The 14,241-nt window shown below is 74.2% G+C and carries 12 protein-coding genes; 2 read left to right on the forward strand and 10 right to left on the reverse strand.

The genetic code is table 11. The annotated features are described in order from the left end of the window. Positions 1–217: 217 nt before the first annotated feature. Complete coding sequence (locus ACIF8T_RS01435; RefSeq protein WP_400029944.1) at positions 218–1,972, forward strand: TIGR03767 family metallophosphoesterase; 1,755 nt, start codon at positions 218–220, stop codon at positions 1,970–1,972. 86 nt (positions 1,973–2,058) lie between these two features. Here ACIF8T_RS01435 and ACIF8T_RS01440 read toward each other — a convergent pair whose 3' ends face one another. Further along, on the reverse strand, positions 2,059–3,108 hold the full coding sequence (locus tag ACIF8T_RS01440; RefSeq protein WP_400029946.1) for a hypothetical protein: 1,050 nt from the start codon (positions 3,106–3,108) through the stop codon (positions 2,059–2,061). 200 nt (positions 3,109–3,308) lie between these two features. After that, positions 3,309–5,888 (reverse strand): aminopeptidase N, encoded by a 2,580-nt coding sequence (pepN, locus tag ACIF8T_RS01445; RefSeq protein ID WP_400029948.1) that lies wholly within the window; start codon positions 5,886–5,888, stop codon positions 3,309–3,311. Between the two features lie 146 nt (positions 5,889–6,034). Here pepN and ACIF8T_RS01450 point away from each other — a divergent pair, with 146 nt between their 5' ends. Next, positions 6,035–6,673, forward strand: coding sequence for a DsbA family protein (locus ACIF8T_RS01450; RefSeq protein WP_400029950.1), 639 nt, complete (start codon positions 6,035–6,037; stop codon positions 6,671–6,673). A gap of 18 nt (positions 6,674–6,691) precedes the next feature. On the opposite strand, the gene ACIF8T_RS01455 is transcribed toward ACIF8T_RS01450, so the two are convergent. The 8 genes from ACIF8T_RS01455 to ACIF8T_RS01490 form a co-directional block, all read right to left on the reverse strand. After that, positions 6,692–6,925: a hypothetical protein gene (locus tag ACIF8T_RS01455; RefSeq protein ID WP_400029952.1), complete on the reverse strand. Its 234-nt coding sequence runs from the start codon at positions 6,923–6,925 to the stop codon at positions 6,692–6,694. A 128-nt stretch (positions 6,926–7,053) separates the two neighbouring features. Then, a complete protein-coding gene (locus ACIF8T_RS01460; RefSeq protein ID WP_400029954.1) occupies positions 7,054–8,472 on the reverse strand; it encodes an FGGY family carbohydrate kinase in 1,419 nt (472 codons plus the stop codon). 61 nt (positions 8,473–8,533) lie between these two features. Beyond that, positions 8,534–9,568: a 2-hydroxyacid dehydrogenase gene (locus ACIF8T_RS01465; RefSeq protein ID WP_400029956.1), complete on the reverse strand. Its 1,035-nt coding sequence runs from the start codon at positions 9,566–9,568 to the stop codon at positions 8,534–8,536. Then, positions 9,565–10,644 carry an ABC transporter ATP-binding protein gene (locus ACIF8T_RS01470; protein ID WP_400029958.1) on the reverse strand — a complete coding sequence of 360 codons (1,080 nt, stop codon included), beginning with the start codon at positions 10,642–10,644 and terminating at the stop codon, positions 9,565–9,567. The genes ACIF8T_RS01465 and ACIF8T_RS01470 overlap by 4 nt, the downstream gene beginning before the upstream one ends. Continuing rightward, entirely contained in the window at positions 10,622–11,449 is an 828-nt protein-coding gene (locus tag ACIF8T_RS01475; RefSeq protein WP_400029960.1) for a DeoR/GlpR family DNA-binding transcription regulator, read from the reverse strand. The genes ACIF8T_RS01470 and ACIF8T_RS01475 overlap by 23 nt, the downstream gene beginning before the upstream one ends. Next, complete coding sequence (locus ACIF8T_RS01480; RefSeq protein ID WP_400029962.1) at positions 11,446–12,531, reverse strand: ABC transporter ATP-binding protein; 1,086 nt, start codon at positions 12,529–12,531, stop codon at positions 11,446–11,448. Before ACIF8T_RS01480 ends, ACIF8T_RS01475 begins: the two co-directional genes overlap by 4 nt. Further along, the gene (locus ACIF8T_RS01485; protein WP_400029964.1) at positions 12,528–13,358 is read right to left on the reverse strand and encodes a carbohydrate ABC transporter permease; all 831 of its coding nucleotides are present in this window, start codon (positions 13,356–13,358) and stop codon (positions 12,528–12,530) included. The genes ACIF8T_RS01480 and ACIF8T_RS01485 overlap by 4 nt, the downstream gene beginning before the upstream one ends. Then, positions 13,355–14,239 (reverse strand): carbohydrate ABC transporter permease, encoded by an 885-nt coding sequence (locus tag ACIF8T_RS01490; protein ID WP_400029966.1) that lies wholly within the window; start codon positions 14,237–14,239, stop codon positions 13,355–13,357. The genes ACIF8T_RS01485 and ACIF8T_RS01490 overlap by 4 nt, the downstream gene beginning before the upstream one ends. Positions 14,240–14,241: the final 2 nt, after the last annotated feature.

The raw sequence follows: 14,241 nt of genomic DNA on the forward strand, positions 1-14,241 counted from the left end.
AAGATGAACGCGCAATGACCGCTTCCCGGCCGCCGCGGGAGCGGTCGGGTACGCGCCGGGTCGGCCGAGATCCACGTACGGTGATCGGCGCTGCGCGTTGCCGCCGCGTTCACACGCAGGCCATCCCCGATGCCAACGATCCAGTGAGAGCGGGACGTTCGCGCCGTGAGCGCCCCGTGACCACTGCCGACGCGTTCGCACTCGGGGAGAGAAGCGCATGGCGCGCACACGCTCAGTCGCCGGCTCCACTGGGATCCACCGTCGTTCCGTCCTCGCCGCCACCGGGGCGGTCGCCCTCTCCGCGGGCGCCGGCTACGCCCTGCGCCCCAGCGACAGCCAGGCCGCCACCGGGGCCGCCGAGGCGCAGTCCGTGCTCGCCTCCTCACGGCAGGCGCCGGCCGCACCGCTCGCCCCGTACACCCAGGGCACCACCCTCGCCTCCGTCGCCACCCCGCGGACCGGCTCGGGCTACCGCCGCCTCGGCGACGGCCCCGGCTGGCAGCGCGTCGTGCGCGGCGACCTGGCCGCCCCGAAGTCGGGCCGGGCCGCCCGCCGCACCGCGCTCGCCGCGTTCGTGCAGCTCACCGACCTGCACATCATCGACACCCAGCACCCGCTGCGCCTGGAGTACCTGCGCTCCGCCGACCCGCACGCCTGGCGGCCGCAGGAGGCGCTCACCGTGCAGGGCGCGATCGCGCTGGTGGAGCGGATCAACGCGCTGCGCGGCGCGCCCGTCACCGGCGCCCCGCTCCACTTCGCCATGACCACCGGCGACAACACCGACAACAACGCCCGCTCCGAACTGGAGTGGTTCCTGACCGTCATGAGCGGCGGGCGGATCGTCCCGAACACCGGGGACCCGCGCCGGTACGAGGGTGTCCAGAACAGCGGCCTGAAGCTGTACTGGCAGCCCGACGAGGCCGTCCGCGACGCCGACAAGCAGCTCGGCTTCCCGCACCTGGAGGGCTTCCTGAAGGCCGCGGTCCGGGAGGTCCGCAGCCCCGGCCTCAACCTGCCCTGGTACTCGACGGTCGGCAACCACGACTCGATGCCGCTGGGCTGCTACGCCTCGCACGGCGACTCCTTCCTCACCGACCTCGCCGTCGGCGGGAAGAAGCTGATGAGCGTGCCCGCCGCCGAGGCGAAGAAGCTCCAGGACGCCATCAAGAAGGCGAAGGACCCGCGGGGCGTCCAGTACCGCGAGTTCCTCAAGGCGCACGCGCGGCAGATGCGCTCGGTCACCCCCGACCCCCGGCGCGCCCCCTTCACCCCCGCCGACTACCTCAGAGCCCACCTGGACCCGGCCCACCGGGGCCTCGGCCCGGTCGGCCACGGCTACTCCTCCGCGAACCTGGAGGCCGGCACCCAGTACTACGCCTTCCGCATCGCCGACGACGTCATCGGCATCAGCCTCGACACCACCGACCCGGGCGGCCACTACGAGGGCTCCCTCGGCGCGGCCCAGCTGCGCTGGCTGGAGCGCACCCTGCGCTGGCACAAGGACGCCTACGCGGTGATCTTCAGCCACCACACCAGCACCACCATGCGCAACACCCGCCCCGACCCGGCCCGCCCGGACGAACGCCGGTACACCGGCCAGGACGTCCTCGCCCTCCTCGGCCGCCACCGCAACGTGCTGGCCTGGGTGAACGGCCACATCCACCGCAACGTCATCACCCCGCACGCCCGGTCCGACGGCCGCTCCTTCTGGGAGATCTCCACCGCCTCCCACGTCGACCACCCCCAGCTCGCCCGCGTCATCGAGCTGGCCGACAACAAGGACGGCACCCTCTCCCTGTTCACCACCCTCGTCGAGTCCGCCGCCCCGCACCGCACGGACTTCGCCGACCTCTCCCAGACCGGCCTGGCCGCCCTCTACCGCGAGCTGTCCCTCAACGCCCCCGGGGCCCGCCAGGACCTCGCCGGCGACCCGCGGGACCGCAACACCGAGCTCGTGCTCAAGAAGGGCTGAGGCCGGCCCGCCGGCGCACGAGGAGGGGCCGCCGGGCGAACCCGGCGGCCCCTCCTCTCCCCTCCTGGTGCCGCCCCGGCCGGTCACTACCGGGGCAGGACCACGACATGGGCGGCCGGATCGCGGTCGCCGGACGCCATCAGGGCCGTGCGGACCACCGCGGCCTGCTGCTCGATCCCCTCACGGAGCTTGCGCGGCGTGATGTGCACGACCGTGATCCCGAGCCGCTCCAGGTGCTCGCGCTTGCGGGCGTACTCCGACCACAGGGCGTCGTCCTCCTCCCGCACGTCCTGCCGCGGGGCGCGGGTGTCGAGCTCGACCGCCACCGCCTGCTCGGGCCAGTAGGCGTCCAGGCCGCCCAGGTGGGGGCCGCCCGGCAGACGCAGGTCGACGTTCCACACCGGGTCCGGCAGGCCGTACTCGCGGACCATCCGGTACAGCCGGCTCTCGGCGATCGCCCGGCCCTCGGCCAGCAGGGAGTCCACCGCCTCCACCACGTGCGGGCGGCTCAGCAGCCGGGCCTGGTTCAGCTCCCGCACCACCGCCGACGGTTCGCAGTGGCCGCCGCGCACCGCCTCCGTCAGCAGCCGCCGCACGGTGGCCGCGTCCGGGAGACCGGCCACGGCGTCGGCCAGCGCCCGCGGCACCGGTGCCACCGGAAGCCCGGTGACCTGCTCGGGGACGGGCAGGGCCGCGGCGCGCACGATGCGCGCGCAGCCCGTCGAGCGCAGCCGGCGCAGCCGCGGCACCAGGACGTCGAGGGCCTCCAGCGACGGCAGCGGGGGAGCGGAGGCGAAGCCGTGCAGGGTGAGCGCGGCGAGCCCGGTGATCATCACGTCGGCGTAGGCGGGCACGGGCGCCCCGTCCGCGCCGGGCTGGGCGGGAACCGCGCCGCCCCGCTCCCGCGCCGCGTACAGCAGCACCGCGTGCAGCCGCTCCTCGCTGGTCGGCGGGCCCGGGTGGAGCAGCACCACGCCCGGGAGGAGCTGCTGCCAGGGGCCGCCGACGCGGCACTGCTCGGCCGTCTCGGCGGCCGGGACGCCGTGCGCCCGCAGCTGCGCCACCGTCACGACGCGGAGCCGGCCGCCGGACAGGCGGTGCGGGGGGCGGGGGGAGAGCGGGGTGTTGTGGTTCATGACCGGCACTTTCCCGCCTTCGGCCGGTCCGCTAACCGCTGTTACACATCCGTCGACAAATGCGGACAAGCATGTACTAAAGGACAGGTGTTCGGATGCCGAAAACCCCTGGTCGCCCAGGGGTGGACCAGGGGTTACGGCCTCATTGCCCGCGTTTCGTAACGGTCACCGACGGCCCAAGTTCAGGCCAAAGCTACGGGTCAGCCGGCCGCGGAGTCGCACGCCTGTCCGCGCAGCGCCCGTGCCAGGTCGTCCCGGGCCTCCAGGACCAGGCGGCGCAGGGCGGGGGCCGCGTCCTGGTGGGCGGCGAGCCAGGCGTCCGTCGCGTCCAGCGTCGCCGGCGAGTCCTGGAGCGCGGGGAACAGGCCCCGCACCACGTCCATGCCGATCTGGATCGACCGCTCGTTCCACACCCGCTCGATCGCCGCGAAGTACTTCTCCGCGTACGGCGCGAGCAGCGCGCGCTGCGAGGGCTGCGCGAAGCCCGAGATGGTCGCCTCGACCAGCGCGTTGGACAGCGCGTCGGACTCCACGACCTGCGCCCAGGCCTGCGCCTTGACCGCCTGCGACGGGCGGGCGGCCAGGCAGCGGATCTGGTGGCGCTTGCCGGAGGCGGTGTCGTCCCGCTCCAGTTCGGCGGCGAGCACGGCCTCGTCGGCGACGCCGTGCGCGGCCAGCGGCTCCAGGAACGCCCAGCGCAGCTCCTGGTCCACCACCAGTCCGTCGAAGGCGGCCGTGCCGTCCAGCAGCCCGCCCAGCAGTTCCAGGTCGGCGGGAGCCGACGCCACCGCCGCGAAGAACCGCGCCCAGGCCAGCTGGTGTTCGCTGCCCGGCTCGGCGTCCCGCAGCTCCCGCCGCGCGCCCTCCGCCAGCAGCTCCGCGCCCTGCGCGCGCCACGCGGGCGCCGCGTAGTGCACCAGCGCCGACCGGGCCCAGGCGTGCAGCATCTGCAGCACACCGATCTGGTCCTCCCGGCCCGCGAACCGCAGCACCAGGTCCACGAAGTCCCGGGCCGGCAGCAGCGCGTCCCGCGTCATGTTCCACAGCGCCGACCAGCACAGCGCGCGCGCCAGCGGGTCGGTGACCGCGCCCAGGTGCGCGCGCAGCGTCGCCAGCGAGGTCGTGTCGAAGCGGATCTTGCAGTAGGTCAGGTCGTCGTCGTTGACCAGCACCAGCTCGGGCGCCTCGGCGCCGGCCAGCTCCGCCACGACCGTGCGCGGCCCGTCCACGTCCAGCTCGGCGCGCGCGTACCGTTCGAGCGTCCCGGCGGCGGTGCGCCGGTACAGGCCCACCGCGACCCGGTGCGGGCGCAGTTCGGGGTGCGACTCGGCGGCCTCCTGCACCACGGCCAGCTCGTCGATCCGGCCGTCCGCGGCCAGCAGCACCTGCGGGGTCAGCGTGTTGACCCCGGCGGTCTGCAGCCACGCCCGCGCCCACGCGCCCATGTCCCGGCCGCTGGTCTCCGCCAGCACCGCCAGCAGGTCGCCCAGGCGCGTGTTGCCGTACGCGTGCCGCTTGAAGTAGCGCCGGGCGCCCTCCAGGAACGCCTCCCGGCCGACGTACGCCACCAGCTGCTTCAGCACCGAGGCGCCCTTGGCGTACGTGATGCCGTCGAAGTTGAGCTTGGCGTCCTGCAGGTCGCGGATGTCCGCCGTGACCGGGTGCGTGGACGGCAGCTGGTCGGCCCGGTACGCCCACGCCTTGCGGCGGTTGGCGAAGGTGGTCCAGCCGTTGGCGAAGCGGGTGGCGCCGACCAGCGAGAACGTGCCCATGAAGTCGGCGAAGGACTCCTTCAGCCACAGGTCGTCCCACCACTCCATGGTGACCAGGTCGCCGAACCACATGTGCGCCATCTCGTGCAGGACCACGGTGGCCCGGCCCTCGTAGGACGCCTGGGTCACCTTGCCCCGGAAGATGAACTCCTCGCGGAACGTCACCAGCCCCGGGTTCTCCATCGCGCCGAGGTTGTACTCCGGCACGAACGCCTGGTCGTACTTCCCGAACGGGTACGGGTAGTCGAAGTGGTCGTGGAAGAAGTCCAGGCCCTGCTTGGTGACGAGGAAGACGTCCTCGGGGTCGAAGTGGGGGGCCAGTCCCTTGCGGCACAGCGCGCCGAGCGGGATCTCCAGCGTCGTGCCGTCGGCGAAGGTGCGCGTGTAGGTGTCCGTCACGTGGTGGTACGGACCCGCCACGACACACGTGATGTACGTCGAGATCGGCTTGGTCTCCGCGAACCGCCACACCCCGTCGGCGGCCCGGGTGCCCGCCCCATTGCTCCACACCGTCCAGCCCTCCGGCGCCCGCACCTCGAAGCGGAACGGGGCCTTGAGGTCGGGCTGCTCGAAGTTGGCGAAGACGCGGCGGGAGTCGGCCGGCTCGTACTGCGTGTACAGGTACACCTCGCCGTCCTCCGGGTCGACGAAGCGGTGCAGGCCCTCGCCGGTGCGGGAGTAGGCGCACCGGGCGTCGACCACCAGCTCGTTGTCGGCGGCGAGGTCCTCCAGCAGGATCCGGGAGCCGTCGAAGACCTGGCCGGGGTCCAGGTCCCGCCCGTTGAGGGTGACGGAGGTCACGCTCGGGGCGACGAGGTCCGCGAAGGAGGCCGCGCCCGGCTCGTTGCAGCGGAACCGGACGGTGGTGACGGACCGGAAGGTGCGCGGCCCCTCGCCGCTCTCCTCGCCCACCGCCGAGCTCAGGTCGAGGGACACCTCGTACCCGTCGACGGACAGCAGGGCGGCCCGCTCCCGGGCCTCGTCGCGGGACAGATTCTCACCGGGCACGGGTGGCACTCCCTCGGATGTCGCACGGATGTCGTGGGGGACGGCTGAACAGGACCGATCCTGCCATGTGCACCTGACGCCCGGCGGCCGGGAATGGCCGGGACGGCCGGCGGTGTTTCCCCGGGAAACGCCTTCCGAGGAGAGACATGTCGCAGAAGACCCCCGTCGACTTCTGGTTCGACCCGCTGTGCCCCTGGGCCTGGATGACGTCCCGGTGGGTGCTGGAAGTGGAGAAGGTCAGGGACATCGAGGTGCGCTGGCACCTGATGAGCCTCGCGGTCCTCAACGAGGACAAGCTCGACGAGCTGCCCGAGGAGTACCGGGAGATGCTCGCCACCACGGCGTGGGGCCCGGTCCGGGTCGTCATCGCGGCCCAGGAGGAGCACGGCGCCGAGGTGCTCGGCGACCTCTACACCGCGCTCGGCACCCGCTTCCACAACCAGGGCCAGGGCCCGGGGAAGGAGACGGTCGCCGCCGCCCTGGAGGACGTCGGCCTGCCCGCCTCGCTCATGGACCACTGGGACGACACCCCGTACGAGGAGCAGCTGCGCGCCTCCCACAAGGAGGGCATCGAGAAGGTCGGCCAGGAGGTCGGCACCCCGATCATCGCCGTGCCCGGCGCCGACGGCGAGCAGATCGCCTTCTTCGGCCCGGTCGTCACCCCCGCCCCGAAGGGCGAGGAGGCCGCCCGCCTGTGGGACGGCACCCTCGCCGTGGCCTCGGTCCCCGGCTTCTACGAGATCAAGCGCACCCGCACCAAGGGCCCCGACTTCAGCAACCTCTGAGCCGCGGCGGCCCCCGGGTCACTCCGGACCGGCGGCCTCCTCCGCGCGGAACCGCTCGGGGAGGAGGCCGCCGTCGCTCATCCGGAGGTGGCGGTAGTACGACAGACAGCCCTGGGCGGTGCAGCGCCAGTACCAGTCCACGTAGTACCGGTCACCGTGCTCCGCGCGGAGCGCCGCCCGCTCCTCGTCGTCGAGCGGCCTGAACACCTGCATGGTTCCGCAGGTGGGGCACGACAGCGTGCGCGTCCTCATCAACGCCTCCTCGGCAGTACCGCCAGATCGGGAAGCCGGCCACCACCGCGTCGGCCCCGGTCCGTAGTACAGCGCGTCCTGCGCGCACGCGACCCCGACATGCGGCCGGCGCCCGTCCGCACGGGTGTTCAGGCCCGGGCCCGCGCCTCCGCCAGCCGGGCCAGGTGCTCCTGGTAGCCCTCGGCGTAGTACGCCGCCCGGCCCGGGTCCGGCTCGACCACCGCCGCCGGCCGCGTCCACGCCGCGGCGTCCAGCGCCACCCCGTACCGCCCGGCCGCCGCGAGCACCGCGCCCCGCGCGCCCACCTCGCCCTCCACCAGCCGCAGCGGGCGGCCCAGCACGTCGGCGAGCAGCCGCGTCCAGGCGGCGGAGCGGGTGCCGCCGCCGCACACCGCCAGGGTCCCGTCGAGCCCCGCCGCCTCCAGGCAGTGCCGGGCGGCGTAGCCGATGCCCTCGCAGGTGGCGCGGATCAGGTCGCCCTTGGTCGACTCCAGGGACACCCCGGTGAGTTCGGCGCGCAGGCGCGGCTCGACGAACGGGGCGCGCTCCCCGGACGGCGCGAAGTAGGGCAGCACCCGCACGCCGTGCGCGCCCGGCGGGGTCTTTGCCAGCAGCCCGTCCACCTCCCGGTGGGGCACCCCCGTGGTGGACAGCACCCAGTCCAGGGCCGCCGTGCCGACCATCGCGGGCATGGCCCGCAGCCAGTGGCCGGGACGGTCGGTGGAGAGGTGGGCCCCGGCCGGTTCGCCGCCCAGGTCCAGGTCCTCGGTGGCGACCAGGGCGGCCAGGCACGTGCCGACGATCAGCAGCCCGTCCCCGGGAGCCGTCACCCCGGCGCCCAGCGCACAGGCGGGCAGGTCGTACGGGCCGTTCGCGACGCGGGTGCCGGCGGGCAGGCCCTCGCCCCGCGCCCCGGCCGTGGCGAGCGGGTCGCTGACCGGGGCGAGCAGGCGGCGGCGGTGCGCCAGACCGAGCAGCTCCACCACCCGGTCGTCGTACGTCCGGGCGCGCGGGTCCAGGAACGGCACCGACGCGTCCGACACGTCCGTCGCCGCCGGCGCCCCGGTCAGCCGCCGGAACACCATGTCCTTGCAGGACAGGGCGGCGGCCGCGGCGTCGAGGGACCGCGGCTCGTGCCGGTCGAACCAGGCCAGCAGCGGACCGGGGCAGCCCGGGAACAGGGCGCTGCCGGTGCGCCGGAACACCGCCTCGACGGTGCCGTCCGCCAGCCACCGGCCGAGCAGTCCGTGCGCCCGGCCGTCCATCCAGGAGACCGCCGGCCGCACCGGGCGGCCCGCGGCGTCCACCAGCCACAGCCCGTCGCCCTGCCCGGTCAGCCCGGCCAGCTCCACCGGCTCCGGCACCCGCCGCGTCAGCTCCTCCAGCACGGCGACGACCGCCGCGTACACCTCCTCCATGTCCTGCTCGGCGAACCCGCCGCGCAGCGCGAGCCCCAACGGGCGGGCGGCCGCGTCCCGCTGCCGTCCCGCGCCGTCGAAGGCCGCCGCCTTGACCAGGGACGTGCCCACATCGACACCGACGTACATGACGCACTCCTCGGGGCTCGCTCGGACGGCCGCCGCGCCGCGGGGCCGGCTGCCGGAGGGCTCAGATCAGGCAGTGCGCCAGCGGCTCGCCGCGCACCCAGCGCCCCACCTCCCGCGCGGCGATGAGCGCCGCCTTCTCCGCCACCGCGCGGCTCGCCCCGCCCAGGTGCGGGGTGAGCACCACGCGGTCGGGATGCGCGAACAGGCGGGAGTCCGCCGGGACCGGCTCCCGCGCGTACGTGTCGAGCGCCGCCGCCGACACCTGCCCGCTGCCCAGCGCGTCGCACAGCGCGTCCTCGTCGAGCAGCGCGCCGCGCGCCGCGTTCACCACCACCGCGCCGCGCGGCAGCAGCGCCAGCTCGCGGGCGCCGATCAGGCCCCGCGTCCCGGGCGTGAGGCGGGCGTGCAGGGTGACGACCCGGGAGGCGCGCAGCAGGTCGTCCAGCGCGGCCACGCGCAGCCCGTGGACGTCGCCGCGCACGTACGGGTCGTGGACCATCACCCGCGCGCCGAAGGCGCACAGCACGCGCGCCACCCGGCTGCCGACGGCCCCGTACCCCACCAGCCCGACGGGCAGGTCCTCCAGCTCCAGACCGCCGTGCTCGTACGTGTAGTACGCGGCCCCCTCCCAACTGCCCCGCCGGGCCAGCAGGTCGTGGGCCTGGGGGATGCGGCGCAGCACCGCGAGCATCAGGCCGACGGTGAACTCGGCGGTCGCGGCGGCGTTGCGGCCCGGCGCGAAGCAGACCCGCACGCCGCGCTCCCGGGCCGCGTCCAGGTTCACGTTGACCGGGCCGCCCCGGCAGACCACCACCAGCCGCAGGTCCGGGCAGGCCGCCAGGACGCGCCCGGTGACCGGGCCCATCTGCGTGACCAGCGCCCGCGCCCCGGCCAGCGCCCCGATCAGGGCGTCCTCGGCGTCGCTGGCCTCCTGCACCTCGGCCACCGGCCCGAACGGCTCCAGCGGCCAGCCGAGCGTCACCTCCCGCACGGACACCGCCCGTTCGCCCACCTCGCGGCCGACCGCCCGGGCGATCAGCGACGGCAGGACGAAGTGGTCACCGGCGGCCACGACACGCACCAGGTCGTCCGTCATCGCAGGGCCTCTCCCGTCTCGGCGTCGAAGACATGGGTGCGGCCGGGGTCGGCGGCGACCCGCACCCGGTCGCCGGGGGCCGGCCGCACCCCGGGCGCGGTGAGGACGACCAGGTGCCGGTCGACCCCGTCGAGGGCGAGGGTCGCGATGCCCGTCTCCGGCAGCGGCTCGTGGGCGACCACCTCGGCGGGCAGGCCGTCCCCGCCGGTGAGGGACAGGTCCTCGGGGCGCACCCCGGCCACCACCTCCCGGCCCGCCGCCACCGGCACCGGCAGCGCGAGCCGCACGGTGCCGGAGAGGCGGGCGTGCCCGTCGCCGTCCGCGGTCCCGGGCAGCAGGTTGATCGCGGGCTCGCCGACGAAGTCCGCGACGAACACGTCGGCCGGGCTGTCGTAGATCTCGTACGGGGTGCCGAGCTGCCGGATGAGGCCGTCCCTCATGACGGCGATCCGGTCGGCGAGCGAGAGGGCCTCCTCCTGGTCGTGGGTGACCAGGATCGTGGTGTGGCCGAGGTCCCGCTGGATGCGCTTGAGCTCGCGGCGGGTGGTGTCCCGCTCGGCCGCGTCGAGGTGGGAGAGCGGCTCGTCGAGGAGGAGGACGTCGGGTTCCCGGATCAGGGCGCGGGCCAGGGAGACCCGCTGCTTCTGGCCGCTGGACAGTCCGGCCGGGCGGGCGTCCAGGAGACCGGTCACCCCCACCCGCTCGGCGATCTCCGCGACCCTGCGCGCGACGTCGCCCCGGGCGGAGCGCCGGCGCGCCCGCAGCCCGAACGCCAGGTTCTCCGCCACCGTCAGCGGCGGGTACAGCGCGTAGTTCTCGAACGCGACCCCCATGTTCCGCCGCCGGGCGGGCCGGTCGGTCACCGGCGCCCCGCCGACCAGGATGTCCCCGCCGGTCACCGGTTCCAGTCCGGCGATCATCCGCAGGGTCGTCGACTTGCCGCAGCCCGACGGGCCGAGCAGTCCCAGCAGTTCCCCGGACCCGAGGCGCAGGTCGAGGCCGCGGACGGCCTCCACCGCCGGGCGGCCCCGCGCCCGGTAGGTCTTGCGCAGGTCACGTAGCTCCAGTTCCGTCATGGCGGCCCCTCGTCGCGCAAACCTCGTAGCGGACCTTGTGCTCGTCCAGGTCCCGCAGCGCCTCCGCCGACGCCCCGTCGTCCACCAGGAGCAGGTCGAAACGGGACAGCGGAGCCACCCGGTGCAGGGCGGTCCGGCCGAGCTTGGTGTGGTCGATCAGCAGCACGTTGCGCGCGGCGGAGTCGAGCATCGCCCGCTTCACCGACACGATGTGCTGCTCCTGGTGGTAGGCGTGACCGCCCTGTACCGCCGACGTCGACGCGAAGCACACGTCCACCCGCAGCTGCCCGATCGCCTCCACGCAGGAGACGCCCAGGAAGGAGGAGTGCAGCGGGTCGTAGTCGCCGCCGAGCGCCATCAGGTGGATGCCCCGCCGGCCCGACAGCAGGTTGATCGCCTCCAGGAAGTTGGTGACGACCGTCAGCGGGGTGACCGCGCCGAGGCGCAGCCCGCGGGCCATCTCCAGGGCGGTCGTGGAGTCGTCCAGCAGGATCGCCGTGCCGGGCTCGACCAGCTCCAGCGCCCGCTCGGCGACGGCGGCCTTCTGCGCCCGCATGGTCTTCAGCCGGTACTGCACGTTCGACTCGAACACCCCCGACGGCTGCGCGGTCACCCCGCCCCGGAACTTCCGTACGACGCCCTGCCGTTCGAGCTCGTCGAGGTCCCGGTGGATGGTCATCAGGCTCACCCCGAACCGCTCGGCGAGCTCGGCCGCCGTCGCCGAGCCGTCCGCCAGCACCTGCTCGGCCACGGCGGCCTGCCGGGCCGCCGGTCCCCGCTGTGCGCCACCGCTGCTGCTGCTCATCGCGCGCTCTTCCCGATCCGTCGTCCTGGGCGTCCGGGCCGGTCGGCCTCGAACAGCAGCAGGTTCTCAGGCCGGACCGACAGTCCCACCGGGTCGTCCGGCCGCAGCCGGGCCGCGTCGGCGCGCGGGGCGACCAGCGACACCCGCTGCCCGCCGAGCCGCACGGTGACCTCGACGGACCGCCCGAGCACCTCGGTGACGTACACGGTGCCGGTGAGCCGGTGCCCCTCCCCGTGCAGCGTGAGATCGCGGGGCCGTACGCCGACCAGGACCTCGGTGCCCGCGGGCGCCTCGGCGCGCACCGGCAGGTCGGCCCCGCCGTCCGTCCGCACCCCGGTCTCGGTCACCGCCGCCGGCAGCAGATTGATCCGGGGCCGTCCGAAGGCCCGCGCGACCTCCGTGTCGCAGGGCCGGTGCCAGACGTCCTCCCGGGTGCCGGTCTGCACGATCCGCCCGTCGCGGATGACCCCGACGCGGTCGCCGAGCGCCAGCGCCTCCACCGCGTCGTGGGTGACGTACAGGGTGGTCGTGCGCCGCACGGCGCCGATGGCCTTCAGCTCGGCCCGCATCCGCTGGCGCAGCCTGGCGTCGAGGTGGGAGAGGGGCTCGTCCAGGAGGAACGCCCGGGCGGGGCGCACCAGCACCCGGCCGAGGGCGACCCGCTGCCGCTGGCCGTTGGAGAGCCGGTCCACCGGCCGGTCCAGCAGCCCGCCGATGCCGAGCAGCCCGGCGACCGCGCCGATCCGGTCGCGGGCCTCGGCGGCGGGCAGGCGGTGGCGCGGCGAGCGCAGCGGCGAGGCGAGGTTGTCGTACACCGACCGGTGCGGGTACAGGGCGTAGCTCTCGAAGCACATCGCCACGCCCCGGTCGTACGGCTCGACCCCGGCCATGTCCTCGCCGTCCAGCAGCACGCTGCCCGCGTCGGGCCGCTCCAGCCCGGCGACCGTCTTCAGCGTCGTCGTCTTGCCGGCGCCGGACGGGCCCAGCAGGCAGAAGAACTCGCCCTCGCGGACCTCCAGGTCGAGCCCGTCCAGCGCGACGGTCCTCCCGAACGCCTTGCGCACCCCGCGCAGCGCGATCACGACTTCACCGCCCCGAAGGACAGTCCCCGCACCAGGTACCGCTGGATCGTCAGCGCCAGCAGCAGCGGCGGCACGACGGAGACCAGCGCCGCCGCGGCCGTCAGGTGGTACTTGGGCCGGTCCCCGCCGAGGAAGGACAGCGCGCCCACGGTCACCGTCTGGGCCTCGCTGGAGGTCAGGACGAGGGGGAAGACGAAGTTGTTCCAGGCGAAGACGAAGGCGAGCAGCGACACCGCCGCGATCCCCGGCTTGACCAGCGGCAGCGCGACCCCGAAGAAGGCCCGCGTGCGGCTGTGCCCGTCCAGCAGCGCCGCCTGCTCCAGCTCGGGCGTGAGGTCGGCGAAGTACGACCGCATGATCCACACCACCAGCGGCAGGGTGACCAGTTGCAGCACCCAGACCATGCCGACGTACGTGTCGAACAGGCCGAGCTCCTGGTACAGCACGAACAGCGGGATGATCACGGTCAGTTCGGGCGCGAAGCGGAACGACAGCAGCGTGAACATCAGGTTCTCCGAGCCCCGGAACCGCCAGCGCGCCGAGGCGTACGCCGCCGGCAGGCCGACGGCCAGCGACAGCGCCACCGCGCCCACCGACACCACCAGGCTGTTGACGAAGAACCGCACGAAGGGGACGCCCTCGCTGCCGCCGAGGACGGTCCGGTACCCGTCGAGCGTGGGGGAGAAGGAGAAGTAGGTGCTGAAGAGCTGGTCGGCGGGCTTGAGGGAGAGGATCGCCATCCAGGCGATCGGGAACAGGGCGAAGACGAAGTAGAGGATCAGGGCGGCGTCCGCCAGCCACCCCAGCGGGCTTCTCCTGCCGGTCACGCGGCCACCTCCGCCGCCCGCCGCTGGATCCTGCCCAGGTGCCGCACCAGCACCGTCGCGGCGAGGTACACCACGGCCCACAGCACGATCGTGTAGCTGATCCCGAACGAGTAGCGCTGGAAGCGGATCGCCTCCAGGTACGCCCGGATCTGGAGCACGACGGTCGAGTCGCCGGGTCCGCCCTCGGTGAGCGCGTAGATGATGTCGAACACCTTCAGCGAGTCCATGAACCGGAAGATCACCGCGACCAGCACGTACGGCCACAGCATCGGCAGGGTCAGCCGCCGGAGGGTGTACCACCGGCCCGCCCCGTCCACGGCCGCCGCCTCGAAGGGGGAGGCGGGCAGGGACCGCAGCCCGGCCAGGGCGAGGACCGCCACGAACGGCGTGTAGACCCACACGTCCACGGCGATCGACGACAGCAGCGCCCCGGCCGGGGTGTCCGTCCACTGCACGTCCCCCAGCCCGAAGGGCCGCAGCAGGTGGTTGACCACCCCCACCGACGGCTGGAGCATCAGCTTCCACATGATCGCGGCGATCACCGGGGCGATCATCAGCGGCAGGATGAGGACCTTCTCCAGGACCCGGCCGACGCGGCTGGACCGGTGCAGCAGCAGGGCGACGGCCACCCCCAGCACCGTCTCGGCGGCGGCGGCCCCGACCGCGTACACCGCGGTGACCCACGCCGAGTTCCAGAACGCCTCCTCGCCGAGGACGGCCGCGTAGTTGCCGAACCCCACCATGTCGGGCCGCGGCTTGCTCGCCGAGAAGTCGAACAGCGTGTAGTACAGCCCCAGTCCGAAGGGGTAGAGGATCCCGCAGGTCAGCAGCAGGGCCGGGACGGTCAGCAGGTACGGGCGCAGGGCGCGCCGCCGCCCCATCG

This window comes from Streptomyces sp. NPDC085946 (assembly GCF_044540485.1).
GTDB lineage: Bacteria > Actinomycetota > Actinomycetes > Streptomycetales > Streptomycetaceae > Streptomyces.